This window comes from Stenotrophomonas sp. 112478_Sma (assembly GCF_056479905.1).
Genome location: NZ_CM151072.1, coordinates 4,094,066 through 4,119,346, shown reverse-complemented (window position 1 = coordinate 4,119,346; position 25,281 = coordinate 4,094,066). Strand labels below are relative to the sequence as shown.

Genomic DNA, 25,281 nt, shown 5'->3' with positions numbered 1-25,281 from the left:
GGCGCGGGTACAATGCGCAGGCACATTTCCTCCGCGATGACCATGCACCTGATCGATATCGGCGCCAATCTGACCCACGACTCCTTCGACCGCGACCGCGACGCCGTGCTGCAGCGTGCCCGCCAGGCCGGGGTGGTGCAGATGGTGGTCACGGGGGCCAGCCGCGAGCACTCTCCGCTGGCGCTGCAGCTGGCCCAGCAGCATCCGGGATTCCTGTATGCGACGGCCGGCGTACACCCGCATCATGCGGTGGAGTACACCGAAGAATGCGATGCAGAGATGCGCGCCCTGCATGCCCACCCGGAAGTGGTGGCGGTCGGCGAGTGCGGACTGGACTACTTCCGTGACTTCTCGCCGCGACCTGCCCAGCACCGTGCGTTCGAGCGCCAGCTGCAGCTGGCGGCGGAGAACGGCAAGCCGCTGTTCCTGCACCAGCGCGACGCGCACGCCGACTTCATGGCGCAGATGAAGAACTTCGAGGGTCGCCTCGGGCCGGCGGTGGTGCACTGCTTCACCGGTGAACGGGAGGAGTTGTTTGATTACCTCGACCAGGACTGGTACATCGGCATCACCGGCTGGCTCTGCGACGAGCGTCGCGGGGCGCACCTGCGCGAGCTGGTGAAGAGCATCCCGGCCGATCGCCTGATGATCGAGACCGATGCGCCGTACCTGCTGCCGCGCACGCTCAAGCCGATGCCGAAGGATCGCCGCAACGAACCGATGTTCCTTTCGCACATCGTCGAGGAGTTGGCCCGTGATCGTGGCGAGGACGTCGTGCTGACCGCAGCCCATGCAACGGCGGCGGCCCGTGCCTTCTTCCGGCTGCCCGACGCCGACACTACACGTCAGCCGTGAATGCCCGGATCCGGTAACGCTCGGCCATGCCCGGCGAGCGAAGCGGCAAGATCCGTCAGCCCTTCCCGATACGTCGGAAACTGCGGCGCCCACCCCAGCGCTTCGCGCGTACCGCGGCTGTCGATGCGCTTGCTGCCTTCGTAGAAGCGGCGCAGGGCCGGGCTCAGCGCCGGGTCGTCCCACGCCATTGCCGGTGGCATCGCAAAGCCTCCCAGCTGCGCGGCGAAGGCCAGCACGTCCTGTGGCGGTGCCGGCTCATCGTCGCTGGGCAAGTACAGCGCCTGCAGGGCGGGTCGCCGCATCGCCGCGATGATCACCGCCACCAGGTCCTGCACATGCAGGCGGTTGAACAACAGGCCCGGCTTCAGCGCATGGCGGGCACGTCCCTGCGCGAGCTGCACCAGTGCGTTGCGGCCGGGACCATACAGCCCGGGCAGCCGGAACACTGCCGAGGCGATGCCGCGCCGGCTGGCCAGTGCGCGCCATTGCGACTCCGCGCGCAGGCGCTGCAGGCCCGCAGGCCCGGTGGCGTCGGCCACGCTGTCCGCATCGATCCAGCCGCCCTGGCGGTCGCCGTACACCGACGTCGACGACAGATAGCCCACCCACTGCAATGCGGGACTGTCTTCCAGTGCCGTGCGCAGCATGCGCACTGCCGGGTCGCCGTCGGCATCGGGCGGTATGCTGCCCAGCACCGCATCGGCGCGCGCGATGTCATCCAGAAGCGCGGGTGCAGGTGCTGTTCCAGCGCAGAGTCGATGGCAGCGCAGGCCATCCACGGCTGCCGTGGCCGGATCGCGTACGGTGCCGGCGACCTGCACGCCCAGCGCTTCCAGGCGAGCCGCCAGTACGCGCCCGCTCCAGCCCATGCCCAGGATCAGCACCCGTCCGGGCAACGGACCGGCCGGCAGCGTCAGGCTCACGCCCGGCGCTGCGCCTGGTAGGCCTGCAGGCTGCTGTAGGCGACCTGCAGCAGCACGCCCTGCTGGCCGGCGCTGCGTGCACGCGCCAGCATGTCACCGACGATGTGGCCGGCCTCCACCTGCTGCCCGGCCTCCAGGTCACGCAACATCGAGGCCTTCAATGCCGAGCCGGCCTGGGTCAACGTGCCGCGCGCAGTGTCCTGCGCTGCCGCCGGGACTGCCTCACCGGCCGCCTCCGCCACGGCCAGGCACTCGTCGTACAGGCCCTGCACGATGGCCGTGCCATCATCGGTCGCGACAATCGTGCCGATGTCCGCGCGCAACAGGCAGGTCGCCGCGGCAAGCGCGGTGAGGAAGGTGTACTTGATCCACTGCTCCTGGCCGATGCGTTCGCTGGCCAGGTGATCGAGGTTGGCCTGCGTGCAGGCGGCTGCGAAGGCACGCACGCGCGCCGAGAGCGCGCCACCGTCGCGTTCCCCGAAGGTGAGCTTGGCGGGTTTTCCCAGATGCACCACCGCACCGTCCGGTGCCTTGGTCGCACTGATGAAGCACAGCCCACCCAGCACCGCCTCGCGGCCGAAGCGTGCATCCAGATCGTTGTAGTGATGCAGCCCGTTGAGGATCGGCAGCACGGTGGTGCGGGGGCCCACCGCCGGCGCGATGGCCTCGATCGAGCTGTCCAGGTCGTAGGCCTTGCAGCTGAGGATGACCAGGTCGAAGGGCCTCTCCCGGGCCAGCGCGGGCAGCGCATCGGCTGTCACGTGCTGCACCGGGAAGGCGGCATCGCCGACTGGACTGCGGATCACCAGTCCATCGCGTGCAAGCTGCCCGGCGCGGGCAGGGCGGACCAGGAAGGTCACGTCCACACCGGCCTGGGCCAGGCGGCCGCCGAAGTAACCGCCGGTACCGCCGGCGCCGAGAATCAGGATGCGCATTGCACGTTCACCGTTGTCTGCGGAACCAATGTTGCGAGTGTGCCGGGGATCGCGACCCCGGCGATCGGCGCTCAGCTGCGCATGCCCACGCCGCGGCGCAGCAGCCACAGCGCCACCGCCGTCAGCACCACCACGAAGCCGATCATCAGCGCGTACGCGACCCACAGCGGCACGTCACTGCTGCCCAGCAGGCCGTAGCGGAACGCGTTGACCATGTAGAAGATCGGGTTCGCATGGGTCGCTGCTTCAGCCCAGGCCGGCAGCAGCTTCACCGAATAGAACACGCCGCCCAGATAGGTCAGCGGGGTCAGGATGAAGGTCGGAACGATCGCCACGTCGTCGAACTTCTTCGCGTACACGGCATTGATGAAGCCGGCCAGCGAGAAGATGGTGGCGCCCAGCAGCACCGTGGTCAGTGTCACCAGCGGGTGCGGGATGCGCACGGGGGTGAAGAACATCGCGATGATCAGCACGATCACGCCGACCATCAGGCCGCGCAGTACCGCACCGGCCACGTAACCCCACAGGATCACCCAGTTCGGCATCGGGCTCACCAGCAGCTCTTCCACGTGGCGGCCGAACTTGGCGCCGAAGAAGGACGAGCTGATGTTGCCGTAGCTGTTCTGGATCACGCTCATCATGACCAGCCCGGGCACGATGAACTGCATGTAGCTGTACCCGCCCATCTCGCCCACGCGCGAGCCGATCAGGCCGCCGAAGATGAGGAAGTACAGGGTCATGGTGATCGCCGGCGGCACCAGCGTCTGGCCCCAGATGCGCATGATCCGGGTCACTTCGCGGCGCACGATGGTCAGCAGCGCGACGCGGTTGCGCTGGCCGTCGGTCAGCTCGGTGGTGCTCATGCGGATTTCTCCTGGTTGCCGGTGAGGCGCACGAACAGCTCCTCCAGGCGGTTGCTCTTGGTACGCATCGAGCGCACGCGGATGCCGGCTTCATTCAGCGCGGCGAACACGCGGTTCAGATCCATCGCCCGTGGCATGTCGATGTCCAGCGTGTGCGCGTCGGGCGCGCTGAGGGTTGCGCCCTCGATCGCCGGCAGTTGCACCGGCAGATCGCCATCGATGTCCAGCAGGAAGCCTTCCACGTCCAGCTTGGCCAGCAGCGCACGCATCGGCCCCTGCTCGACGATCCGGCCGTGGTTGATGATCGCCAGATGCCGGCACAGGTACTCGGCCTCCTCCAGGTAGTGGGTGGTGAGGATGATCGTCGTGCCAGCGGCATTGATCTCCTTCAGCACCCGCCACATGTCGCGGCGGATCTCGATGTCCACGCCCGCGGTCGGCTCATCCAGGATCAGCAGGCGGGGACGCGTCATCATCGCGCGGGCGATCATCAGCCGGCGCTTCATGCCGCCTGACAGGGTGCGGCTCATCACCTGCGCCTTCTCCCACAGATGAGCACGCTTGAGTTCCTCTTCCGCGCGCTGCTCCGCTTCCTCGCGCGGTACGCCATAGAAGCCGGCGTAGTTCACAAGAATGTCGAAGGGTTTTTCGAACAGGTTGAAGTTGATTTCCTGCGGCACCAGGCCGATCAGGCGCATGGTCGCGCTGCGGTTGCGCACCAGGTCGCTGCCGAACACCTCCACCTGGCCCTCGCTGAGGTTGACCAGGGAGCTGATGATGCCGATCAGGGTGGACTTGCCAGCCCCGTTGGGGCCCAGCAGGGCGAAGAAGTCGCCCGGGGCGACCTCCAGCGAGACGCCCTTCAGGGCCTGGGTTCCGTTGTCGTAGGTTTTGCGCAGGTCGCGCACGCGCAGGGCGGGCGCCGTATCGTTCAGGGATGCCAAGCTCGAAGCCTTCGCGCCTATGGGCTGGCGCTGGAGAGGGGCGGGGAAGGGCTATTATAGAAGACCCCGAGGGCTTGCCCCGGCTACACACTGTCCCGAAAAGTCGTGCCTGTTCAATTCCCCCTCAAGCTGGTCGGCCGCCGCATGCTGGCCCCGACCGTCGGCCACTACCAGTTCGTGCGCGACGATGGCCAGCCGCTGGATTTCCAGCCCGGCCAGTTCATCCAGGTCCATTTCAGCTACGCCGATGGCACCGAGACCAAGCGCAGCTATTCCCTGGCCACCCTGCATGATCACGCACTGGGGCCCGGCGAAGCCGTGGATATCGCGGTCAGTTTCGTGCCCGGCGGCGCCGCTACAGCGCTGTTCGAGGCGCTGGAAACCGGCGGCCAGATCAGCGCGTCCGGCCCGTACGGGCGGTTCTGCCTGAACCCCGGCGATCACAACGCGCGCTATCTGCTGATCGCCACCGGTACCGGCGTGACCCCCTATCGCTCGATGCTGCCACTGCTGGAAAGGGCCATGACCGAACGCGGCGTGCAGGTCGTCCTGCTGCAAGGTGCACGCAGCCCGGGCGAACTGCTGTACAGCGAAGATTTCTACAGTTTCGCCGAAAAACACGCGAACTTCCGCTATGTTCCGTGCCTGTCGCGGGAGTTGCCGGAACAGGCCCACGCCGACGTCCATCATGGCTACGTGCAGCAGGCCCTGGCTGGTTTCACGCCGGACCCGGCCACCGATATCGCCTACCTGTGCGGCAACCCGGACATGGTCGATGCCTGCGCCGAGCTGCTCAAGGCGGCCGGGCTGGGCAACCCGCAGATCCGCCGCGAGAAGTACGTCAGCAGCAAGTGAGTGCGCTGCGGAGAGGCGGCGCCAGCCGCCTCCCGCAGGCCGCGCCGGTCTCAGTACGGCACCCAGGCATCACGCCAGGCTGCGCCCACGCCCGGCCGGTACGCGTCGGCGTTGACGTTGCACCACGCGCCTTCAGGGAACGGGCGGCAGGCATACAGCCGGCCATCGCTGCCCTTCACCACGGTCTGCCCGGGCACATAGCTGCCGATGCCTGCCGGGTACACGTAGTCGAAGTCGCCGCCCGGCGAAGGCGTGCCCGGATCGGGTACCCGGGTGTCCAGCTGGAAGCGGTTGCCTTCTTTCAGATAGACCCGGTTGCCGGTCGCCGACGCCATCGGCGTGATCGTGCCGTTGGACAGTACGCCCACCCGAGCGTGCTGGCTGGCGCCATTGACCTTGCGGGCCAGCACCAGCGGCCACTGCGCGGCCGCCGTCTCGCCGCTGCCCAGTGTGGCCTCCACCCGCTCCACATCGTTGCCGCTGGCGTTGAACACGCGCAGCGCCAGGACGGTGCCGACCGGCAGATCGCCACGCGCGGTGAGCGGGCCGGCATCCTGCCACTGCGATGCCGGGGGAGTGCTGCCGCCCTCGAAACGCACATCCATGCAGGTGTAGAACGCTTCGGTCGAATCCGCGCGCTGCCACGTGTTGTAGATCACGTGCTGGCCCGTGCGCTGTGGCAGCGGGCACTGCAGCCTGTACGTGCCATCGGCGGACAGCGGGGTGTTGCCCAGTGTGCAGAACTCCTGCAGGTCCGCCCAGCGCAGAGGACTGCCCGGTGTCCAGCCTTCGCGGGTAACGAAGAATCGCCAGTCACGCGTGGCATGCGGTGCGGTGGCCTTGAACACGAAGGTGAACCTGCCGTTCGCATCGGGTTGGATCGGCGTGGTCTGCCAATCACTGCGGTTCAGATCCAGGCCGCGGAAGGTCGGGTTGTTGCCGCTGCACAGCGTGCCGTCGGGTACGACGGCCTGATGGTTGCCATTGGCGTTGGCCTGGTTGATGCCGTTCCAGTCGTAGAACGCCTGCGAGCCGGCGAGTGCTTTCGCGGCGGCGCAGGCCGGGTTGGTTGGATTCTCCGGATTGCCCTGGAAACAGGCGTAGACGCGACTGGCCGGCGTGGTCATGGTGCCGTGCGCGAATGCGCTGCTGGCCAGGCAGATCAGGCCGGCGGCTGCGAATGAGCTGGTCAGCACAACACGTGTGGATCGGAATGACATGGCGCATCCTTGTGGTCGTCGATGGGAACGGTGACCGCAGGCGTTGCGCTGCGCAGCGGACGGTCGGCGGCACCTCGGCGAGTATCGAGGTGCGTTGCATCGCGCGGTACCTTGGAAGTGCCGTTCCGTGACTGCCTGCGTGAAGCCTTTCCCACAGGCTTCACGCAGGCCTGAACGGATGCGCAGAAGGTCACGCGTCGTGCGTGGTGCCGATCACGCGACGCCGTGTGTCAGCGCGTCCTGATCCACCCGGTCCGCCTGGCACGAAAAACACCCGTAGCCTGCGTTGTGCAACTGCACGAAGGCCACCGCGGGATCGGCGAACAGCACATCGAGCTGCACCCCGACCTCGTTGCCGGGGCAGACCTGCCCGCTGATCATCAGTGCATCCGCGTCGTAGGCGCGCAGTGAGATAAGCCGTCGCTCGACGTAGGGCGGAACGACCCCGGCGGGCAGGACGCAGCGCGTAGCGCCGCGCTGCACGAAGATCGGACCGGACGCGCGATAGGGCGAGTGCGTGGCCAGGTGGGTATGGGGCAGCAGAAGCAGTTCGGCGCCACTTGGGGGGTCGGACAGGCTGACCCGGCACGGATGGCCGCCGCGATCCCCGGCCCAGCGTCGCAGGATGCCCTGCGCAGCCAGCGCGCGGTCGCTCTGTTCGAACAGGTGCTGGAAGGGGCGGTGATCGAGGCCGCTGAGGTACCACGCGTTCATGGGAATCTCCTGGGTTCGCCATGAGTCTGCGTGGCCGACGGCTGCGCTGCTCGCCATGATGCGACGCCGCATTCGATCCGGCCGACATGGGCCTGGCTTTCCAGTGACGATTGCCCATCGCCGCCAGCCTCCTGCCCGTGTAAGTTGGGTCACATCTTCCGCGGCAGCCCGTCGTGGTCGACAGGAACGTCTTCCAGGGGAAACGAGCACGATGCAAAGACACCACCTCGCACTGGCCGGCGCGCTGGCCAGCCTGCTGCTTGCCGGTTGCGGCGCAGCGCCTTCCGGCAGCGCCGATGCGGCGGCGGAAACGCCCGGCCGCCGCTACGGACAGATCGACTTCCAGCCCTGCACATTGACCACGATGGGCGCCAGCGCCAACGTCGAGGCACAGTGCGCCACCCTGCAGGTGGCCGAGGACAGGGCGCAGCCGCAAGGGCGGAAGATCAACCTCCGTATCGCCTGGCTGGAATCGGGCAACAGTGGCTCCGGCCAACCGGATCCGGTGTTCTTCCTCGCCGGCGGACCCGGGCAGGCAGCCAGCGAGGTGGCGGTCATCGTCGATACCGCCCTGCGCCAGGTCCGCAAGCAACGCGACATCTTCCTGATCGACCAGCGCGGGACCGGTGGTTCCAACCCGCTCACCTGCCTGGGCGCAGATGGCAAGGAACTGGCGTTCGACGAGGAGGCGCCCCCCAGCGAGGCGCTGCTGCGCGACTACGCCCAGCGCTGCGCGAGCTCGTTGCAGGGACGCGCCGATGCGCGGTTCTACACCACCCGCGACGCCGTTGCCGATCTGGATGCCGTGCGCCAGGCGCTGGGCGTGGATGCGCTGAACCTGGTGGGTGGTTCCTACGGAACCCGCGTGGCCCAGCGTTATGCCGCGGCCTATCCGCAGCACACCCGCAGCATCGTCATCGACGGCGTCGTTCCGAACGAGCTGGTGGTCGGGGGTGACTTCGCCAATACCTTCGAAGACGCGATCAATCTGCAGTCGGCCCAGTGCCGCAAGGACCCGGCGTGCAGCAAGCGCTTTCCGAGCGACACCAGCAAGCAGCTGCGCGGCGTGCTCGATACGCTGCGCGCCGCGCCGGTGACCGTTGACTACCGCGACCCCGGCACGAACGCGCCGCGGCGCGACGTGCTGACGCCGGACAGCGTGATGGGGCTGGCGTTCGCCTTCTCCTATGTTCCGCAGTACGCCTCGCTGTTGCCGCTGGTGCTGGACGAGGCTGCGCAGGGCCGCTACGCGCCGCTCGCCTCGCTGGCACGGGGTGCCAACCGCAGCATGGGTTTCCAGATCAACCGCGGCATGCAGTGGTCGGTGATCTGCAGCGAGGACGCTCCGCGCTACCACGCGCCAGCCGCCAATGCCGAGCGCCTGTTCGGCAACGAGGTGGCCAGCGCCTTCTTCGCGCCGTGTGCTGTCTGGCCGCACACCGCGGCCCCCGCCGCGGATGCCGCACCGCTGCGCAGTGAGGTGCCGGCGCTGCTGCTGTCCGGTGAACTGGACCCGGTCACGCCACCGCGCTACGCCGCACAGGTGCTCAAGGGGCTGCCGCAGGGGCGCGCACTGGTCGCGCGCGGCCAGGGCCACGGCACGCTCTCCGCCGGCTGCATGCCCCGCCTGCTGGGCCAGTTCATCGACAGCACCGATGCCAAGGCGCTGGATGCCAGCTGCCTGGATACGCTGAGCTACGTGCCGGCGTTCACCTCGTTCAACGGATGGGAACCATGATCGTCGCCGACAACCTGCACAAGGCCTTCGATACCCGCACCGGCCGCATCCAGGCAGTGGCCGATGTCGGCTTCCGCGCCGAGGACGGTCGCATCACCGGTCTGCTTGGCCCGAACGGTGCCGGCAAGACCACCACCATGCGCATGCTGTACACCCTGATGACGCCTGACCAGGGCAGCATCAGCGTGGATGGCATCGATGCCGCGCGCAATCCCTTGGAGGTCCGTCGCCACCTGGGCGTGCTGCCCGATGCGCGGGGCGTCTACAAGCGGTTGACCGCGCGCGAGAACATCGCCTATTTCGGCCGGCTGCACGGCCTGTCCGAAGCACGCATCCGCGAGCGCATCGACGTGCTGTCGCAGGCGCTGGACATGGGCGACATCCTCGACCGCCAGACCGATGGCTTCTCGCAGGGACAGCGCACCAAGACCGCGATCGCGCGCGCACTCGTGCACGATCCGCGCAATGTGATTCTCGACGAGCCGACCAACGGCCTGGATGTGATGACCACCCGTGCACTGCGCCGGTTCCTGCTGGGACTTCGTGAGGAAGGGCGGTGCGTGATTCTGTCCAGCCACATCATGCAGGAGGTGGCTGCACTGTGCGACCACATCGTGATCATCGCCAAGGGCACGGTCATGGCCGCCGGCAGTGCCGATGAGCTGCGCGCGCAGTCCGGCGAAGCCAATCTGGAAGATGCGTTCGTGAAACTGATCGGCAGCGAAGAGGGCCTGCACGCATGAGCATGATGTCGACCCTGATGACGGTGATGCGCAAGGAGCTGCGTGATCTCTCCCGTGACCGCCGCACGCTGCTGCTGACCCTGCTGTTCGGTCCGCTGCTGTACCCGGTGCTGCTGCTGGGCATGGGCAAGCTGGCCGAGAGCCGCGTGCGCACGCAGATCGAGCAACCGCTGCAGATTCCGACCATCGGCGCGGACAACGCACCGAACCTGGTCCGCTTCCTGGCCGCGCAGGGGCTCAACGCCAGCGCAGCACCCAAGGACCTGGCTGCGGCCATCCGCAACCAGGACATCGACGTCGCGCTGCGCATCAGCGATGACTTCGGCGAGGACTGGGCCGCGGGCAGGCCGGCGCTGGTGGAGGTGATCAAGGACAGCACCCGGCGTGCCGCCGAAGTGCCCAGCGCACGCCTGGAAGCGGCGCTGGCCACCTACAACGGCCAGGTGGGCGCACTGCGGCTGATGGCACGCGGCGTGGATGCCCAGGTCGCGCGTCCGCTGGACGTGGGCAGCCAGGATCTGGCCAGTGCCGAAGCGAAACGGGGCATGATCCTGTCGATGCTGCTGCCGGTGCTGTTGACCCTGACCTCGTTCATCGGCGGCGCCTATCTGGTGATGGACGCCACGGCAGGCGAACGCGAGCGGCAGTCACTCGAGCCCCTGCTGGCGACGCCCGGCTCACGCAGCGCGATCGTCAGTGGCAAGATCGCCGCCGCCTGCGTGGTCGGCTTCGCGTCGCTGCTGTTGACCCTGGCGGCTTTCAAGGTCAGCGCGCAGATCGCCCCGGGCAACATCGGCCGCCAGTTCAACATGAATGTCGGCTCGATGCTGCAGATGCTGCTGGTGATGTTGCCGATGCTGCTGATCGGTACCTCGCTGCTGACCTTCCTGTCGGCGGCGGCCAAGAGCATGAAGGAAGCGCAGAGCCACATGACCTGGCTGATGCTGCTGCCGATGCTGCCCGGCTACGCGCTGGTCGCCTACCCGCTGAAGAGCGAGCTGTGGCAGTACGCGGTGCCGTTCCTGTCGCAGAACCAGATGCTGCTGAAGGTCATCCGCCACGAAGTGATCAGTCCCAGCGTCTGGGCGATCTATCTGGGCGCCAGTCTCGGTCTGGCCGCACTGCTGTGGTTTGCCGCCGTGCGCCGCTACCACAACGAACGCCTGGCGATTTCCGGCTGACCGCCAGTGGAAGCGCCGGGCCCTGCCCGGCGGATAGGGAACGAGGCCCGGTCATTCCGGGCCTCGCTGTTTTCAGGTTCGCGTTGCCTGCCAAGCGGCGAAGCGCCGGGCAATCACCGGGGCCAGTTGGTCAAAGTTCTCCCAGGTATCGGCGACGTGGTACAGATCGGGGACATCGGCCCCCAGCTGTTCCTCATAGTCTTCGAGATACTGGCCATCTTCGAGGTCGTAGTATGCGGCAGTGAACATCTTGGCCTCATCACTGATCAGGTCATCGACGAATTTGCCATCGCTGTATTCCAGCAGGAACCGGCCGGGGCTCGTTCTGCGCTCCCGCAGTGCCTGCAGGTCCTCTTCTGAATCCTCGGCGAGCTCTTCATTTTCCATGCCCTGTAGCAGCAGCCATGCCAGGTACATGCCAATGTGAGTGGCTCCGGCCTCAGCCGGAAGATCTGCGGGGAAGTCACCGCCGGAATGCCAGCTGGCGTCGTCGTACTTCATCTGTTCCCATCCTGAAATCAGCAGGCAGTTTGGGGCGCGAGGGCAGGCAGAGGAAGTGCTGAATACGTCAGCCCTCTGCATACCGCGCAGGCGTCACCCCCATCTCGCGCTTGAACACGGCGATGAAGGCGCTGGGGGTGTCGTAGCCGAGCGATAGCGCCACGCTGATCACCGGTTCCCCGGCCAGCAGGCGTGGCAGCGCCAGCAGGACGCGCAGGCGCTGGCGCCATTGGCTGAGTGTCATGCCGGTTTCGGCGCGCCAGTGGCGCGCAAGGGTGCGGCTGGACAGTCCCATGGCAAGGGACCAGGCCTCGACGCTGCGGGTGTCCTGTGGTGCACGCGCCAACGCCGCAGCAACGCGCCGCAGGCGCCGATCGCGTGGCTGCGGCAAGGCCAGCGGCAGCGGTGTGCTGGCGTCGATCTCATCGGCAATGACGCCGGCAAGACGCTCCTGCACCGCGTCGAGCGGTGCGGGCGCCCAGCGCAGCGCGCGATCCACGGCCGCCTGCAGCAGGGCGCCCGGTTGCACGATGCGTGGGCGTGCCGGGAGTCGCGTGCAGGTCGCCGCGTCGAGGTACAGGCTCCAGCCATCGAACGGGCCGATGCTGGCCAGCGCATGCGGCAGTCCGGGCGGAACCCACGCCATATGGCCGGCTGGCAGCAGCCAGTGCAGGTCGCCTGCCTCGATCCGCAGCAGGCCCTGTCGCGCCCCCAGCAGCTGCCCGCGGGCGTGCTGGTGCCGGGCGGTCCGGCGTGGACGGTCCAGGGCCAGTTGCGCGGTCAGCAGCACCGGCCCTCGGGCGGTGTCCACCAGGGGCGGGTCAATCAGGGCGGGGGATGTCTGATATGCCATATCAACTGGCAGTTATACGGCAGATCCGGTAGACAGCAGCGTCCACACTGCACTCCACCCGCCGAAAGGAGTTCCTCATGCAGCCTCAAGACATCCTCCCTGATCATCAGAACGACGTGGTCGCCAACGGCCTCACCGTGCGCAAGGGCAGCGTGGGCGCTTTCCTTGCCAGCGTCCGCGACTGGCAGGATCCCGCCGGCAGCCCTGCGTCCCGGGCAGCGGCGGAAGCCGACCTGCGCGCGCTGCTGCCGGGTCTGCATGCGTTGGGCCTGTTCCGCATCCTGAGGGCACGCGATCCGGCCCTGCAGCACCTGATCGACGGCGAGCGCTGATACGAACAAGGCCCGGACAGACCGGGCCTTGTCGTGATGGTTGGCGGGGATGTCCCGGCTCAGCCGCCCGGCGCGAACACCAGAGTGCGGCGGGTGGTGACCGGAGCGCTGACCGGCTCGAAACGCCAGCGCTTCACGGCGTTCATGGCTTCGCGGTCGAAGATGCGCGCGGGCGTCGCACGCAGCACGCGGGCGTTCACCACCGAGCCGTCGGTACCCACGGTGATCTCCACCAGCACCTCGCCGGAGGTGCCGGCGCGCAGGGCGTCGGCCGGATAGCGGGGGGCCGGCGTACTGACCGGACGCAGGCTGGGCGCGGCGGCAGGTGCCTGGCGTGCGGCATTGGCCTGCTGCGCAGCGGCCTGTTGCTGCTTCTGCTCCGCTTCACGCCGTGCGGCGGCCTGGCGCTCGGCTTCCTCGCGCTCGCTGTCACGGCGGGCGGCATCCTGCTGTGCGGCGATCTGCCTGGCCGCATCGGCTTCCTTGGCACGCTGCTCGGCCAGGCGCTGCTGCTCGGCCTGTTGCCGGGTACGGTCCTCGGCGTCCTTCTTGGCCCGCTCCGCTTCCGACTCGGTGCGCTTGGCCGCGTTCTCCACGCCCTTGGCCAGGCCTTCCTTCAGGCGTGGCAGGGCCGGTGCGGAGGCATCCACCTTCTCGATCAGGGCGACCAAGCGCTGCGCCTCGGTGAAGTCCTCGCGGCCCAGATGCTGCTCGGCCGCGATCAGGGTGTAGGGCAGCAGGTCGGTCAGCGCACTTTTCACCGCGGCATCGTCCGGCGTCTTGTCGCGCAGGGCCAGGTAGTACTCGATGGCGTTGTCGCCGGCCGGGGCGTACATGCGGTTCTCGCGCAGCGCCTGGCTGGCCGACTCGCGCAGCTGCTCGGTGCCCATCGACTGCACCTTGGCGGCCACTACCGGTGTCGCCGGCGCCGCAGCGGCAGGCGATCCTGCCGGGGCAGGGGCAGGCGTTTCTTCCTTGCCCGAGCAGGCGGCCAGGGCCAGTACCAAGGCAACCGGCAGCCACCGGCGCGCGGCGGTGATCGTTGTGACGTGCGACATCCTGCTCCCCTCTAAGAAGACGACGTTACGTAAATCATTGATATGCATGGCCGGGACCGTGGGTCCGAGCACGGCAGGGTGGCGTTTCCCGACGCCACCGCCGGCAACGGCGAGGAAGCAATCTAGCATCCCCGCCAGCGCTGCGTACAAGGGCGGCAGCGACGACCGGCGGTGGCGTCCGCGCCACCACCGGCCAGCGCCTCAATGCGCCTGTGCCTTGTCGTGGCTGTTGGACATCAGCTTGTCGGTCCAGGCGATGCCGATCGCCGAGAGGATGAACACGCAGTGGATGATGGTCTGCCAGAGCACGCCCTGCTCGGTGAAGGTCGAGCACCTGGCGGCACCGATGTTGGCAGCGGCGACGTTCATCAGTTCCGGCGCGCACAGCGGCAGGCCGCCCAGCGAACCGCTGGCGATGAAGGTCTTGAGCAGGTGGATCGAGGAAATGCCGATGATCGCCATCGCCAGCTTCACCTTCAGGACGCTGGCATTGACGTGGCTCAACCATTCCGGCTGGTCGGGATGGCCTTCCAGCCGCAGGCGCGAGACGAAGGTTTCATAACCGCCGACGATCACCATCACCAGCAGGTTGGAAATCATCACCACGTCGATCAGGCCCAGCACGATCAGCATGATCTGCTGTTCGCCCATCGAGGCCGAGTGGGAGATCAGGTGCCACAGTTCCTTGCCGAACAGGAACACGTAGACACCCTGGGCGACGATCAGGCCCAGGTACAACGGCAGCTGCAGCCAGCGCGAGGCGAAGATCAGCGAGGACAGCGGGGAGAGGGGGCGTTGGGGGGACATGCAGGACAGTGCGTTGCGGGGGAGGAGCGAGGTTACCGGCCCGCCATGACGGTGCCAAGCCAACTCTCGCACTAGACTTCAGGTTCCTTACCGCACCCGAGCCGCTGCCATGATCGATCTGTATTACTGGCCTACCCCGAACGGCCATAAAGTCACCCTGATGCTGGAGGAAAGCGGGCTGGAGTACCGCATCCACCCGGTCAACATCGGATCGGGCGACCAGTTCAAGCCGGACTTCCTGGCGATCTCGCCCAACAACAAGATGCCGGCCATCGTCGACCATGCGCCGGCTGACGGCGGCGCGCCGCAGAGCGTGTTCGAATCCGGTGCGATCCTGCTGTACCTGGCCGAGAAGACCGGTCGCTTCCTGCCCAGCGATGCGCGTGGGCGCATCGCCACGCTGGAATGGCTGTTCTGGCAGATGGCCGGGCTGGGCCCGATGAGCGGCCAGATGGGGCATTTCAACGTCTACGCACCGCAGAAGATTCCTTACGCCATCGAGCGCTACGACAGCGAGGTGCGGCGCCTGCATGGGGTGATGGACAAGCGGCTGGCCGGGCATGCCTTCCTGGCCGGCGAGGAGTACACCATCGCCGACATGGCCAGCTATCCGTGGGTCGGTGCCTACGACGCGCTGCCGGCAGATTTCGATGCCTTCCCGAACCTCAAGCGCTGGCATCAGGCCATCGCCGCCCGCCCGGCCACCCAGCGGGCGTATGCGCTGCGCCAGCAGGTCAATCCGAACGCCGGCAAGCCGCTCAGCGATGACGAGCGCAAGCATCTGTTCGGCCAGCGCTGAGGGTCCTGCACAGGCCGCTGCGCTCGCCGGGCATGGCCCGGCGCTACCCGCCCGTCAACGGCGGATGTGCCGTGCCCGGTCCCTGCCATGGGCAGAAGGTCATGCTGCCTTCCCGCACGGGCTTGGTTAGGATGGGGGCTGATCGCCACCGCACATGCTGCGGTGGCGGACCTGCCGTTTGCCGGGATCCTCCATGCGCCACCTGTTCGCTTCGCTTGCCCTCATGCTCGCCACCAGTACTGCCGCCCACGCTGAAAAACTGACGCTGGAAGCCATCACCGGTCCATTGCCGCTGTCCGGGCCGACCCTGATGAAGCCCAAGGTCGCTCCGGACGGTTCGCAGGTCAGCTTCCTGCGCGGCAAGGACAGCGACCGCAACCAGCTGGATCTGTGGACCTACGACATCGCCAGCGGCCAGACCCGCCTGCTGGTCGACTCCAAGGTGGTGCTGCCGGGCACCGAGACCCTCAGCGACGAGGAGAAGGCCCGCCGCGAACGCCAGCGCATCGCGGCGATGACCGGCATCGTCGATTACCAGTGGTCGCCGGACGCACAGCGCCTGTTGTTCCCGCTCGGCGGCGAGCTCTACCTGTACGACCTGAAGCAGCAGGGTCCGGCAGCAGTACGCCAGCTGACCCACGGCGAAGGCTTTGCCACCGACGCCAAGCTGTCGCCGAAAGGCGGCTTCGTCAGCTTCATCCGCGGCCGCAACCTGTGGGTGATCGATCTGGCCAATGGCAGCCAGCTGCAGCTGACCGGCGATGGCAGCGCCACCATCGGCAACGGTGTGGCCGAGTTCGTGGCCGACGAGGAAATGGACCGCCACACCGGCTACTGGTGGGCGCCGGATGATTCGGCCATCGCCTTCGCCCGCATCGACGAAGCACCGGTACCGGTACAGAAGCGCTACGAGGTCTATGCAGACCGCACCGATGTCATCGAACAGCGTTACCCGGCCGCCGGCGATGCCAATGTGCGCGTGCAGCTGGGCGTGATCGCGCCGGCCGCCGCGGCACAGCCGCGCTGGATCGACCTGGGCAAGGAACAGGACATCTACCTGGCGCGCGTGGATTGGCGTGATGCCCAGCACCTGACGTTCCAGCGCCAGTCGCGTGACCAGAGGCAGCTGGATCTGGTGGAAGTGGCATTGGACTCAAACCGTCAGCGCGTGCTTGCCCATGAAACCAGCCCCACCTGGGTGCCACTGCACAACAGCCTGCGCTTCCTGCAGGACGGCAGCATGCTGTGGTCGTCCGAGCGTACCGGCTTCCAGCATCTGTACCGCATCGACAGCACGGGCAAGGCCACCGCGCTGACCCACGGTGACTGGCCCGTGGATGAACTCCTGGCTGTGGATGAAGCGGCCGGCAAGGCCTATTTCCGCGCCGGCATCGAGACGTCGCGCGAGAGCCAGATCTACTCCGTCCCGCTGCAGGGCGGACAGGCGCCACAGCGGCTGTCCAAGGCGCCGGGCATGCACAGCGCCAGCTTCGCGCGCAACGCCAGTGTCTATGTCGACAGCTGGTCCAACAGCACCACACCGCCGCAGATCGAGCTGTACCGCGCCAACGGTGAGAAGATCGCGACGCTGGTGGACAATGATCTGGCCGATCCCAAGCATCCCTACGCGCGCTATCGCGATGCGCAGCAACCGGTCGAATTCGGCACCCTGACCGCTGCCGATGGCCGGACGCCGCTCAACTACAGCCTGATCAAGCCTGCCGGCTTCGATCCCTCCAAGCGCTATCCGGTGGCGGTGTACGTCTATGGCGGCCCGGCCAGCCAGACCGTCACCGACAGCTGGCCCGGACGTGGCGATCATCTGTTCAACCAGTACCTGGCGCAGCAGGGCTACGTGGTGTTCTCGCTCGACAACCGTGGCACCCCACGGCGTGGCCGTGAGTTCGGCGGCGCGCTCTATGGCAGGCAGGGCACGGTGGAGGTGACCGACCAGCTGCGCGGCGTGGCATGGCTGAAGCAGCAACCCTGGGTCGACCCCGCGCGCATCGGCGTGCAGGGCTGGTCCAACGGCGGTTACATGACCCTGATGCTGCTGGCCAAGGCGTCCGACAGCTATGCCTGCGGCGTGGCCGGTGCACCGGTCACCGACTGGGGGCTGTACGACAGCCATTACACCGAACGCTACATGGATCTGCCGGCACGCAACGAGGCCGGTTATCGCCAAGCGCGCGTGCTGACCCACATCGACGGACTGCGCTCACCCCTGCTGCTGATCCACGGCATGGCCGATGACAACGTGCTGTTCACCAATTCGACCAGCCTGATGAGTGCGCTGCAGAAGCGTGGCCAGCCTTTCGAACTGATGACCTACCCGGGCGCCAAGCATGGCCTGTCCGGTGCCGATGCGCTGCACCGCTACCGTGTGGCGGAAGCGTTCCTGGGACGTTGCCTGAAACCCTGAGTGACAACCGGGAAGGAGCCCGCCGATGAACCACCTGCCACCCCCTGTTCCTGGCCATCCCGCCCATCCCCCCGGCTGGTGGCGCCGTCACTGGCGATGGGCGATGCCACTGACCGTGGTGGTGTTCCTGGGCGTACTGGGCGGTTCCGCGGCATGGAGTGTGATGCGCTGGGGCGAAGCCGCACGCGAGAGTCCGCCGATGCGTGAGGCGATGCGGCGCGCCGGATGCAGCATCGAGCTGGTGGAGGCCTTCGGCGAACCGCTGCGCGCCGGCTCGCTGCCATTGGGCAGCATGCAGACCGCGATCACCGGTGAGCGCGATGTGGGCCTGACCGTGTCGCTGGAAGGGGCCCATGCGCAAGGTCGCCTGTTCGTGCAGGGCATCCGCCGCGACGATGTCTGGGACTACCCGGTGATGTATGTGCTGGGTGCGGACAAACAGACCTTCGATCTGACCGCGCTGGACGATGAGGAGGCTGCGCAGGAGTGCGAACTGCAGGCCTGCCGCGAGCGCGGTGGCTGCCCGATGACGGCCGCGTTCTGACCGGCGCCATGACTTCCCACCGATTGTCGCCATCGCCATGAGCGCGTAGGGTGCGGGCAACCCTGTCCTGGAGTGCTTCATGAAGCCGATCGCGCTGGCCGTCGCCCTGGCCCTGACCGCTGCACCGCTGCTGTCCGCCCCCCCGGCCCTGGCCGCACCGGCCGCCAAGGCCGCCACGCCTGCCAGCCCCGCCTGGGTCGCGCGCAGCAATGCGCTGGCGCAGATCCTGCTCGACGCGCAGGGACCGTTCCAGCCTGAGCAGACCGGCTTCTTCGGCGTGCCGGGCTATGACGACAAGGTGGCCGACCTCGGCCCGGACAACGGCGCGCGCTTCCGTGCCGCGACCGCCAAGGCGCGCGACGAGCTGCAGGCCAGGCTGGCCACGGAGAAGGATCCCAACGTCCGCCAGGACCTGCAGATCATGATCCACGCCGCCAACCAGAACATCGAGGGCAGCGAGCTCAACGACAAGTACCTGCTGCCGTGGACCGATGCGCCGCAGACGGTGTTCAGCGGCCTCAATCTTCTGCTGTCCGACCAGGTGCCGGCCGAGCGCCGGGCCAAGGCGCTTGATCGCCTCAAGGCGTACGCCGGGCTGACGCCGGGCGGCACCGCCTTCACCACGCTGGCGCGCCAGCGCTACGAAGAGCGCCTGAAGGACAGCGCGCTGCTGCAGCCGACGAAGATCGAAGTGCAGCAGTCGCTGGACAATGTCGAGACCTACATCAGCGGCATCGAGTCGCTGCTGAAGAAGTACCAGATCAGCGGCGCCGATGAAGCGATGAAGGCCTTGGCGGGGCAGATGAAGGAGTACGCGGCCTGGACGCGCAAGGAGGTGCTGCCGAAGGCGCGTACCGACACGCGCCTGCCGGCGCCGCTCTACGCATACCAGCTCAAGCAGGTCGGCATCGACATCGACCCGAAGCTGCTGATGCAGCGTGCCCAGCTGGAGTTCATGGAAACCCGCTCGGCGATGCAGCAGCTGGCGCCGCTGGTGGTGAAGGAGAAGGGCCTGAAGGTCGCCGACCCGACCGATCCGGTCGCCGTGATCCGCGCACTGAAGGCCGACAAGATCGCCGACGACCAGCTCGAAGGCCACTATCGCAAGGTGATCGACGCCATCGATCCACTGATCCGCGAGCATGGCATTGTCGACGTGCCCAAGCGCGCCATGCAGATGCGCCTGGGTTCGGCTGCCGAGAGCGCCGCCAGCCCGGCACCACATTTCCTGCCGGCACCGCTGGTGAACAACACCGGACAGCAGGGCACCTTCGTGCTGCCATTGGGCAACCCGGCGGCCGGTGCCGGCGCCCAGTACGACGACTTCAACTTCGGTGCGGCCGCGTGGACCCTGAGCGCGCATGAGGGCCGTCCCGGCCATGAGCTGCAGTTCACCGCGATGGTCGAGCGGGGCGTCTCGCTCGCGCGCACCATGTTCGCGTTCAATTCGGTGAACGTGGAAGGCTGGGCGCTGTACGCCGAAGCGGAGATGGTGCCGTACGAGCCTCTGGACGGGCAGATGATCGCCCTGCAGTTCCGCCTGCTGCGCGCCGCGCGCGCGATGCTTGATCCGATGCTCAACCTCGGCCTGACCGACCGTGCAAACGGCGAACGGGTGCTGATCGAACAGGTCGGCCTGTCCAAGGCCATGGCCACCCAGGAACTGGACCGCTACACCGTGCGCATGCCCGGCCAGGCGGGCAGCTACTTCTATGGCTACACCCGCATCCTGGAGCTGCGCATGCAGACCGAACTGGCACTGGGCGCGAAGTTCGACCGCCTGGCGTTCAACAACTTCCTGCTCGACCAGGGCCTGCTGCCGCCGGATCAGCTGGCCGACGCAGTGAACCAGGTGTTCGTGCCGAAGTACCGGAAGAAGTAACGGTAGCGCCGGGCCATGCCCGGCGAGCGCAGCGGGCAAGAGCGAAATGCCGCCGGGCACGGCCCGGCGCTACCCGCGGTGACGCTGCTGCGTCACCGCTGTGGCGTGATCACCTGGGTCGGCAACCGTGCCGGCGGCGCCGGGTTCGGCACCCAGATCGCCACGCCTGCGGCGCGCTTCTGCGTGGTCGGAATACCAATGCCGAGACCGCCGCCCACATGCGAACCATAGCTGCCGGCGCCCACGGACATGCCCACCGGCGAGCCGCTGCTGCCCACGCCCATCAGCACTACGCCGTTGGCGCCCAGTGCTGCGGCTTCGCGCTTCAGCCGCGCCACGGCGGCGTCGGTCTGGCCCTGGGTGCCGAAGCCCACCGCCGAGGCGGATTCCAGCTGGGCGATCTCCTGCGAGCCGGCCGGCGGCGTTGAATAGATCTGCACCTGTGCCGGGTCGATTGGCGCCCGCGCGCGGCCCAGCATGACCTTGGAGGTGCTGGCACAACCGGCGGCGGCCAGCAGCATGGCCGCCAGTGCGGCCCAACGGATGTTCATGGCAATACCCCTGCAGGACTGGATGGGATCATCGGTGGGCCACTCTGAATCGGCGCCAACGCCCTGTGCGCTGGGCATCCAGACGCTAGCACGGCTGAGGTGAGCGGCCCGCCAACGGGAGTAGGCGACGGCGGCCGGAACGTCTATGGTTGGGGCCGGGAACCAACTGCGGGAGAGCGGCGATGGGTGTGATCAGTCTGTTGTGGGGTGTATTGGCGCTGCTGTGGATGATCCTGGCGCTGATACCGCTGCTGGGCTGGGGCAACTGGTTCCTCATTCCGTTCGCTGCGGTCGGCGCGGTGATCGCCGCGCTGGGCATCCTGTTCACCCACCCGAGCAAGCGCGGCCGGGCCTGGGCCGGCCTGGTCCTGAACGGCATCGTGGTGGTGGTGGGCATCCTGCGCCTGGGCCTGGGCGGTGGCGTGATCTGAACCTGTGGCCGGGTGCGACCGGGCGTCGCAGGGCTGCGGCCCGCAGCCGGGCAGGGGCGTACAATGAACGGCTGCGCGAGCCTGCGCGTGCCTGTGAATCCGCGCCCGGCGCGGCTGCCCCATGATCATCCGACCTCGTCCCCACGGCTGGCAACTGCTGTACATCCTGCGCGGATCGATCGTTCCGGCGATCGCACCGAAGGTGCTGGCCATCCTGATCCTGTCCATCGCCGTCGCCGCGGTGGTGGAACTGGCGCCGCCGATCGGCATCGAGCGCGTCTCGGTCACGCCGTTCACCCTGCTGGGCCTGGTCCTGTCGATCTTCCTGAGCTTCCGCAACAGCGCCTGCTACGAGCGCTGGTGGGAAGGCCGCAAGCTGTGGGGGCAGCTGGTGTTCGAATCGCGCTCACTGGCCCGGCAGGTGAACCTGCTGCTGGTGGATGACGCAGGCCGCCGCCGTCGCATCGCCTATCTGGCCACCGCCTTCGCCCATGCGCTGGCCGCCCGCCTGCGCGGCCGCATCGTGGCGCTGGCGGCCCTGCCGTGGCTGGACAAGCGCCAGCGTGCGCAGCTGGCCGAGCGCGAGAACGTACCCGATGCATTGCTGGCGATGATCGCCGCCGAACTGGCACAGGCGCTGCGCAGCGGCGATCTCGATCCGATCCTGTACGCCCAGCTGGAAGACCGCCTGCATGCGATGTCCTCGATCCAGGCAGGCTGCGAGCGCATCCTGACCACGCCGCTGCCGTTCGCCTACACCCTGCTGCTGCACCGCTGCGCGTGGATGTTCTGTGTGCTGCTGCCGTTCGGCCTGGCCAGTTCGCTGGGCTGGGGCACGCCGGTGCTGTCGGCGGTGCTGGCCTACGCCTTCTTCGGCCTGGACCAGCTTGGCGAAGAAATGGAAGACCCGTTCGGCCTGGAGCCGAACGATCTGCCGCTGGACGCACTGGTGCGCACGATCGAGATCGACCAGCTCGACGCGCTCGGTGAACGCCCCCTGCCCGAACCCCTGCTGCCGCAGGGCTACCTGTTGCACTAGCCACTCCTCGGAGCCTGCCATGCCTCATCCCCACTACCGCCCGCGGCGCATGCGCCATGACGAGTTCTCACGCCGCCTCATGCGCGAGAACACGCTGACCACCGACGATCTGATCTATCCGGTGTTCGTGCACGAACCGGCCGGCCGCACCGCTGTGCCGTCGATGCCCGGTGTGGAGCGGTTGTCCATCGAGGAACTGCTGAAAGTGGCCGAAGAGGCGCTGGAGCTGGGCATCCCGGTGATCGATCTGTTCCCGGTGATCGACGCCTCGCAGAAGTCGCTGGATGCCTCGGCGGCATGGGCGGAGGACGGACTGGCGCAGCGTGCGATCCGCGCCCTGAAGTCGCGCTTCCCGGAGCTGGGCGTGATGACCGATGTGGCGCTGGACCCCTACACCACCCACGGCCAGGACGGCATCATCGATGACAAGGGCTACGTGCTCAACGACATCACGGTCGAAGCGCTGGTCAAGCAGTCGTTGTCGCATGCCGAAGCCGGCGCGGACATCGTCTCGCCGTCGGACATGATGGATGGCCGCATCGGTGCGATCCGCCGTGCGCTCGATGCCGACCATCACCTCAATGTGCGCATCATGGCCTACTCGGCCAAGTACGCCTCGGCCTTCTACGGCCCGTTCCGCGACGCGGTGGGCAGCGCGGCCAGCCTCGGCAAGGCGGACAAGAAGACCTACCAGATGGACCCGGCCAACGGCGACGAGGCGATGCGCGAGATCGCGCTGGATCTGGAAGAGGGCGCTGACATGGTGATGGTCAAGCCGGGCATGCCGTATCTGGATCTGGTGCGTCGCGTGAAGGAACAGTTCGGCGTGCCCACCTTCGCCTACCAGGTCAGTGGCGAGTACGCGATGATGAAAGCGGCGTTCGCCAATGGCTGGCTGGACGAGCGCGCCTGCGTGATGGAGTCGCTGCTTGGTTTCAAGCGCGCCGGCGCCGATGGCGTGCTGACCTATTTCGCGCCACAGGTGGCGCGTTGGCTGCGCGAGCGCTGACAATAGCGCCATCGATGGAGGGAGGAACGGCTGATGGGACCCGAACTGGGATGGATGCAATGGCTGATCTGGGGCGTCGGCACGCTGGTGTTCGGTGCCGTCATCGTCGGCGTGTTCATCGCAGCCTGGCGGGCGAGCAAACGCCCTCCCGAGCAGCTCTCCGCCGCCCGTCGGATCGCCCGTGAACAGTCCCTGCCGGACAGCGTGCAGGCCGAACTGGCCGCGCTCAACCAGCGCAAGGACAGGGGCCAGCTGAGCGAGGCGGACTACGAACAGCAGCGCGCCAAAGTGCTGTCGCGCTGATTGCGGTGCCCGGGCCGGGATCTACCGCATGCACCCGGCCACGGCAGGCACTTTCGGTACCGCCAACCGGTAGAGATCCACGCCCCCGGCACGCGGCGCCTTCGCCGCACTGCTGGCGACCAGCATTTCCCCCGGCTTGGCGTTGTCGATCACCGGCGCACCGGTCCAGCCGCCTGCCTGGTTGAAGGACAGCCCCAGCGGCTGCAGCGCCACGCCGCTCCAGGCGCACCCGCTGCTCCATACCTGCGCGCTCGTGCCGCTGCCACGACTGAAAACCACGGCGCCATCGTTGCCCAGCCAGTCAGCGTCAGTCTCGTCATCGGCGCTGTTCAATGCCGCCAGCGCGGTGGCCGGGCCCCGCACGCCCTCGGCATCGAGGGTGGCCACGAACAGATCCCAACCGGCGCCACGGCCCTGATGGCGCGCGAACAGCAGCCGCCGGCCATCCATGCTCAGCGCTGGACCGCGCTCTTCGTACCGCCCACGCTCGCCGCGCAGGGCCTGTGCGTTGCCAAGCTGGCCATCGCGGGTCACGGCGGCACGGTACAGCGCCAGCTGGCCTTCGGTGCCCGCCGCGAACAGCAGCCAGCGGCCATCGCGGCTGAAGTAGGGATCCCGGGCCTCACCGCTGACATCGACCGCCAGCGCCTGTGCCTGCTGCCAGCGGCCATCGATCAGGCGGGCCTGCCACAGGCCCCAGCCGCCCTCGCCGCGGCGGGCGAAAACGATGCGCTGGCCGTCGGCACTGATCGTGCCGCGAGCCTCGTCGGCACGGGTCGAGACCACGCCCATGCCTTCGATGCCGTACTCGTTCAACGCCATCGCCACGGGGGCAGAGAGTAGACTGGCGGCAAGCACCAGCAGGGTCGGGGTGATGCGCATCATCCGGGTCCGTACACGAAAGAGCATCAGTCTAGCCAGCTTGAGGAATCCATGACCGACCGTTACGCCGTCTTCGGACACCCCGTCGCCCACTCGAAGTCGCCGCAGATCCACGCGACGTTCGGTCGCCAGGAAGGCATCGCCATCGACTACCGCACGATCGACCTTGCCCCCGACGCCTTCCTCGCCGGCCTGGAAGCATTCGCCGCCGAAGGTGGTGTCGGTGCCAACGTCACCCTGCCGCACAAGGAAGCCGCGTTTGCGGTCTGCACTACGCTGACGGCCCGTGCGCGCCGCGCCGGTTCGGTCAACACGCTGCTGCGCAAGGGTGAGCGCTGGCATGGTGACACCACCGACGGCATCGGCCTGGTGCGCGACCTGACCGACCGCCATGGCCTGGACCTGCGCGGCCGCCGGGTGCTGATGATCGGCGCCGGCGGCTCGGCCCGCAGCGTCGCCCCGGCGCTGCTCGATGCCGGCATCACCGAGCTGGTGGTGGTCAACCGTACGCCGGAACGCGCCGATGAACTGATCGACGCGATGGGCGAGCCGGGCCGCGCCATCAGCCGCTACTGGGAAGACCTGCGCGAGCTGGGTGACTTCGAGCTGATCGTCAACGCCACCTCTGCCGGCCGTGACCGCGACGTGGAGTTCAAGCTGCCGCTGTCGCTGGTCAATTCGATGACCACCGCGGTCGACCTGAACTACGGCGAGGCGGCCATCGCGTTCCTGGCCTGGGCGCGTGCGGCGCAGTGCCGCAATACCGTCGATGGCCTGGGCATGCTGGTCGAGCAGGCCGCCGAGAGCTTCCTGCAGTGGCATGGTGTGCGTCCGCAGACCGACGAGGTCTACCAGCAGCTGCGGCAGGGCGCCCTGGCGCTGGCCGGCGAGGACTGA

The 25,281-nt window shown here is 67.7% G+C and carries 27 protein-coding genes; 15 read left to right on the top strand and 12 right to left on the bottom strand.

Translation table 11 applies throughout. The annotated features are described in order from the left end of the window. The first annotated feature begins 42 nt into the window (after positions 1-42). Positions 43-855 (top strand): TatD family hydrolase, encoded by an 813-nt coding sequence (locus tag ACZK08_RS18755; RefSeq protein WP_065174512.1) that lies wholly within the window; start codon positions 43-45, stop codon positions 853-855. Here the strand turns inward: ACZK08_RS18755 and ACZK08_RS18750 are convergent. From ACZK08_RS18750 to ACZK08_RS18735, 4 genes are all read right to left on the bottom strand, one after another. Beyond that, positions 846-1,778, bottom strand: coding sequence for a Rossmann-fold NAD(P)-binding domain-containing protein (locus ACZK08_RS18750; RefSeq protein ID WP_065181443.1), 933 nt, complete (start codon positions 1,776-1,778; stop codon positions 846-848). The genes ACZK08_RS18755 and ACZK08_RS18750 overlap by 10 nt on opposite strands. Continuing rightward, positions 1,775-2,713, bottom strand: a complete 939-nt coding sequence (gene panE / locus ACZK08_RS18745) for a 2-dehydropantoate 2-reductase (protein WP_053519584.1) — start codon at positions 2,711-2,713, stop codon at positions 1,775-1,777. Before panE ends, ACZK08_RS18750 begins: the two co-directional genes overlap by 4 nt. A gap of 71 nt (positions 2,714-2,784) precedes the next feature. Next, positions 2,785-3,576, bottom strand: a complete 792-nt coding sequence (locus ACZK08_RS18740; protein WP_053519566.1) for an ABC transporter permease — start codon at positions 3,574-3,576, stop codon at positions 2,785-2,787. After that, positions 3,573-4,541, bottom strand: a complete 969-nt coding sequence (locus ACZK08_RS18735) for an ABC transporter ATP-binding protein (protein ID WP_164150561.1) — start codon at positions 4,539-4,541, stop codon at positions 3,573-3,575. Before ACZK08_RS18735 ends, ACZK08_RS18740 begins: the two co-directional genes overlap by 4 nt. An 84-nt stretch (positions 4,542-4,625) precedes the next feature. On the opposite strand from ACZK08_RS18735, the gene ACZK08_RS18730 reads away from it, so the two are divergent. After that, positions 4,626-5,375, top strand: coding sequence for a ferredoxin--NADP reductase (locus ACZK08_RS18730; protein WP_080375334.1), 750 nt, complete (start codon positions 4,626-4,628; stop codon positions 5,373-5,375). A 50-nt stretch (positions 5,376-5,425) separates the two neighbouring features. On the opposite strand, the gene ACZK08_RS18725 is transcribed toward ACZK08_RS18730, so the two are convergent. Next, positions 5,426-6,595 (bottom strand): lytic polysaccharide monooxygenase, encoded by a 1,170-nt coding sequence (locus tag ACZK08_RS18725; protein ID WP_065181445.1) that lies wholly within the window; start codon positions 6,593-6,595, stop codon positions 5,426-5,428. A 213-nt stretch (positions 6,596-6,808) separates the two neighbouring features. Beyond that, a complete protein-coding gene (locus ACZK08_RS18720) occupies positions 6,809-7,309 on the bottom strand; it encodes a DUF1203 domain-containing protein (protein WP_065181446.1) in 501 nt (166 codons plus the stop codon). Between the two features lie 211 nt (positions 7,310-7,520). Here ACZK08_RS18720 and ACZK08_RS18715 point away from each other — a divergent pair, with 211 nt between their 5' ends. Genes ACZK08_RS18715 through ACZK08_RS18705 form a run of 3 tightly spaced genes read left to right on the top strand, consistent with a single transcriptional unit; the run spans position 7,521 to position 10,971 of the window. After that, positions 7,521-9,047 carry an alpha/beta fold hydrolase gene (locus tag ACZK08_RS18715; protein ID WP_065181447.1) on the top strand — a complete coding sequence of 509 codons (1,527 nt, stop codon included), beginning with the start codon at positions 7,521-7,523 and terminating at the stop codon, positions 9,045-9,047. After that, positions 9,044-9,790: an ABC transporter ATP-binding protein gene (locus tag ACZK08_RS18710; RefSeq protein ID WP_053519572.1), complete on the top strand. Its 747-nt coding sequence runs from the start codon at positions 9,044-9,046 to the stop codon at positions 9,788-9,790. The genes ACZK08_RS18715 and ACZK08_RS18710 overlap by 4 nt, the downstream gene beginning before the upstream one ends. Beyond that, entirely contained in the window at positions 9,787-10,971 is a 1,185-nt protein-coding gene (locus ACZK08_RS18705) for an ABC transporter permease (RefSeq protein WP_065181448.1), read from the top strand. The genes ACZK08_RS18710 and ACZK08_RS18705 overlap by 4 nt, the downstream gene beginning before the upstream one ends. A gap of 72 nt (positions 10,972-11,043) precedes the next feature. On the opposite strand, the gene ACZK08_RS18700 is transcribed toward ACZK08_RS18705, so the two are convergent. Next, on the bottom strand, positions 11,044-11,472 hold the full coding sequence (locus ACZK08_RS18700; protein WP_065181449.1) for a DUF7832 domain-containing protein: 429 nt from the start codon (positions 11,470-11,472) through the stop codon (positions 11,044-11,046). Positions 11,473-11,539: 67 nt separating this feature from the next. Next, positions 11,540-12,325 carry an AraC family transcriptional regulator gene (locus tag ACZK08_RS18695; protein ID WP_065181450.1) on the bottom strand — a complete coding sequence of 262 codons (786 nt, stop codon included), beginning with the start codon at positions 12,323-12,325 and terminating at the stop codon, positions 11,540-11,542. A gap of 77 nt (positions 12,326-12,402) precedes the next feature. Here ACZK08_RS18695 and ACZK08_RS18690 point away from each other — a divergent pair, with 77 nt between their 5' ends. Next, positions 12,403-12,657, top strand: coding sequence for a hypothetical protein (locus tag ACZK08_RS18690; RefSeq protein WP_065181451.1), 255 nt, complete (start codon positions 12,403-12,405; stop codon positions 12,655-12,657). Positions 12,658-12,716: 59 nt separating this feature from the next. Here ACZK08_RS18690 and ACZK08_RS18685 read toward each other — a convergent pair whose 3' ends face one another. Further along, on the bottom strand, positions 12,717-13,715 hold the full coding sequence (locus ACZK08_RS18685) for an energy transducer TonB (RefSeq protein ID WP_053519576.1): 999 nt from the start codon (positions 13,713-13,715) through the stop codon (positions 12,717-12,719). Between the two features lie 201 nt (positions 13,716-13,916). Further along, positions 13,917-14,522, bottom strand: a complete 606-nt coding sequence (locus ACZK08_RS18680) for a TIGR00645 family protein (protein WP_053519577.1) — start codon at positions 14,520-14,522, stop codon at positions 13,917-13,919. Between the two features lie 109 nt (positions 14,523-14,631). Between ACZK08_RS18680 and ACZK08_RS18675 the strand changes: the two genes are divergently transcribed. The 4 genes from ACZK08_RS18675 (at position 14,632) to ACZK08_RS18660 (ending at position 20,169) form a co-directional block, all read left to right on the top strand. Beyond that, a complete protein-coding gene (locus ACZK08_RS18675; RefSeq protein ID WP_065181452.1) occupies positions 14,632-15,321 on the top strand; it encodes a glutathione binding-like protein in 690 nt (229 codons plus the stop codon). A 193-nt stretch (positions 15,322-15,514) separates the two neighbouring features. After that, complete coding sequence (locus tag ACZK08_RS18670; RefSeq protein ID WP_065181453.1) at positions 15,515-17,743, top strand: S9 family peptidase; 2,229 nt, start codon at positions 15,515-15,517, stop codon at positions 17,741-17,743. A 25-nt stretch (positions 17,744-17,768) separates the two neighbouring features. Further along, positions 17,769-18,287 carry a cytochrome c oxidase assembly factor Coa1 family protein gene (locus tag ACZK08_RS18665; protein WP_065181454.1) on the top strand — a complete coding sequence of 173 codons (519 nt, stop codon included), beginning with the start codon at positions 17,769-17,771 and terminating at the stop codon, positions 18,285-18,287. A 79-nt stretch (positions 18,288-18,366) separates the two neighbouring features. Beyond that, positions 18,367-20,169 (top strand): DUF885 domain-containing protein, encoded by a 1,803-nt coding sequence (locus tag ACZK08_RS18660; protein ID WP_065181455.1) that lies wholly within the window; start codon positions 18,367-18,369, stop codon positions 20,167-20,169. 92 nt (positions 20,170-20,261) lie between these two features. Here ACZK08_RS18660 and ACZK08_RS18655 read toward each other — a convergent pair whose 3' ends face one another. Beyond that, positions 20,262-20,720, bottom strand: coding sequence for a hypothetical protein (locus ACZK08_RS18655; protein ID WP_053517962.1), 459 nt, complete (start codon positions 20,718-20,720; stop codon positions 20,262-20,264). Positions 20,721-20,902: 182 nt separating this feature from the next. On the opposite strand from ACZK08_RS18655, the gene ACZK08_RS18650 reads away from it, so the two are divergent. From ACZK08_RS18650 to ACZK08_RS18635, 4 genes are all read left to right on the top strand, one after another. Beyond that, the gene (locus ACZK08_RS18650; protein WP_006475755.1) at positions 20,903-21,151 is read left to right on the top strand and encodes a hypothetical protein; all 249 of its coding nucleotides are present in this window, start codon (positions 20,903-20,905) and stop codon (positions 21,149-21,151) included. 121 nt (positions 21,152-21,272) lie between these two features. Then, the gene (locus tag ACZK08_RS18645) at positions 21,273-22,190 is read left to right on the top strand and encodes a bestrophin family protein (RefSeq protein WP_053517963.1); all 918 of its coding nucleotides are present in this window, start codon (positions 21,273-21,275) and stop codon (positions 22,188-22,190) included. A gap of 19 nt (positions 22,191-22,209) precedes the next feature. Continuing rightward, on the top strand, positions 22,210-23,199 hold the full coding sequence (gene hemB, locus ACZK08_RS18640) for a porphobilinogen synthase (RefSeq protein WP_053517964.1): 990 nt from the start codon (positions 22,210-22,212) through the stop codon (positions 23,197-23,199). Between the two features lie 33 nt (positions 23,200-23,232). Continuing rightward, positions 23,233-23,502, top strand: a complete 270-nt coding sequence (locus ACZK08_RS18635) for a hypothetical protein (protein ID WP_053517966.1) — start codon at positions 23,233-23,235, stop codon at positions 23,500-23,502. 21 nt (positions 23,503-23,523) lie between these two features. On the opposite strand, the gene ACZK08_RS18630 is transcribed toward ACZK08_RS18635, so the two are convergent. After that, complete coding sequence (locus tag ACZK08_RS18630) at positions 23,524-24,387, bottom strand: TolB family protein (RefSeq protein ID WP_065181456.1); 864 nt, start codon at positions 24,385-24,387, stop codon at positions 23,524-23,526. A 48-nt stretch (positions 24,388-24,435) separates the two neighbouring features. On the opposite strand from ACZK08_RS18630, the gene aroE reads away from it, so the two are divergent. Then, positions 24,436-25,281: a shikimate dehydrogenase gene (aroE, locus tag ACZK08_RS18625; protein ID WP_065174307.1), complete on the top strand. Its 846-nt coding sequence runs from the start codon at positions 24,436-24,438 to the stop codon at positions 25,279-25,281.

Coding starts and splice junctions, on each gene's coding strand:
- ACZK08_RS18725 (WP_065181445.1), bottom strand. CDS start 6,595: ATGTCATTCCGATCCACACGTGTTGTGCTGACCAGCTCATTCGCAGCC.
- hemB (WP_053517964.1), top strand. CDS start 22,210: ATGCCTCATCCCCACTACCGCCCGCGGCGCATGCGCCATGACGAGTTC.
- ACZK08_RS18700 (WP_065181449.1), bottom strand. CDS start 11,472: ATGAAGTACGACGACGCCAGCTGGCATTCCGGCGGTGACTTCCCCGCA.
- ACZK08_RS18655 (WP_053517962.1), bottom strand. CDS start 20,720: ATGAACATCCGTTGGGCCGCACTGGCGGCCATGCTGCTGGCCGCCGCC.
- ACZK08_RS18650 (WP_006475755.1), top strand. CDS start 20,903: ATGGGTGTGATCAGTCTGTTGTGGGGTGTATTGGCGCTGCTGTGGATG.
- ACZK08_RS18680 (WP_053519577.1), bottom strand. CDS start 14,522: ATGTCCCCCCAACGCCCCCTCTCCCCGCTGTCCTCGCTGATCTTCGCC.
- panE (WP_053519584.1), bottom strand. CDS start 2,713: ATGCGCATCCTGATTCTCGGCGCCGGCGGTACCGGCGGTTACTTCGGC.
- ACZK08_RS18710 (WP_053519572.1), top strand. CDS start 9,044: ATGATCGTCGCCGACAACCTGCACAAGGCCTTCGATACCCGCACCGGC.
- ACZK08_RS18690 (WP_065181451.1), top strand. CDS start 12,403: ATGCAGCCTCAAGACATCCTCCCTGATCATCAGAACGACGTGGTCGCC.
- ACZK08_RS18695 (WP_065181450.1), bottom strand. CDS start 12,325: ATGGCATATCAGACATCCCCCGCCCTGATTGACCCGCCCCTGGTGGAC.
- ACZK08_RS18685 (WP_053519576.1), bottom strand. CDS start 13,715: ATGTCGCACGTCACAACGATCACCGCCGCGCGCCGGTGGCTGCCGGTT.
- ACZK08_RS18670 (WP_065181453.1), top strand. CDS start 15,515: ATGCGCCACCTGTTCGCTTCGCTTGCCCTCATGCTCGCCACCAGTACT.
- ACZK08_RS18630 (WP_065181456.1), bottom strand. CDS start 24,387: ATGATGCGCATCACCCCGACCCTGCTGGTGCTTGCCGCCAGTCTACTC.
- ACZK08_RS18645 (WP_053517963.1), top strand. CDS start 21,273: ATGATCATCCGACCTCGTCCCCACGGCTGGCAACTGCTGTACATCCTG.
- ACZK08_RS18755 (WP_065174512.1), top strand. CDS start 43: ATGCACCTGATCGATATCGGCGCCAATCTGACCCACGACTCCTTCGAC.
- ACZK08_RS18720 (WP_065181446.1), bottom strand. CDS start 7,309: ATGAACGCGTGGTACCTCAGCGGCCTCGATCACCGCCCCTTCCAGCAC.
- aroE (WP_065174307.1), top strand. CDS start 24,436: ATGACCGACCGTTACGCCGTCTTCGGACACCCCGTCGCCCACTCGAAG.
- ACZK08_RS18740 (WP_053519566.1), bottom strand. CDS start 3,576: ATGAGCACCACCGAGCTGACCGACGGCCAGCGCAACCGCGTCGCGCTG.
- ACZK08_RS18660 (WP_065181455.1), top strand. CDS start 18,367: ATGAAGCCGATCGCGCTGGCCGTCGCCCTGGCCCTGACCGCTGCACCG.
- ACZK08_RS18705 (WP_065181448.1), top strand. CDS start 9,787: ATGAGCATGATGTCGACCCTGATGACGGTGATGCGCAAGGAGCTGCGT.
- ACZK08_RS18675 (WP_065181452.1), top strand. CDS start 14,632: ATGATCGATCTGTATTACTGGCCTACCCCGAACGGCCATAAAGTCACC.
- ACZK08_RS18665 (WP_065181454.1), top strand. CDS start 17,769: ATGAACCACCTGCCACCCCCTGTTCCTGGCCATCCCGCCCATCCCCCC.
- ACZK08_RS18715 (WP_065181447.1), top strand. CDS start 7,521: ATGCAAAGACACCACCTCGCACTGGCCGGCGCGCTGGCCAGCCTGCTG.
- ACZK08_RS18635 (WP_053517966.1), top strand. CDS start 23,233: ATGGGACCCGAACTGGGATGGATGCAATGGCTGATCTGGGGCGTCGGC.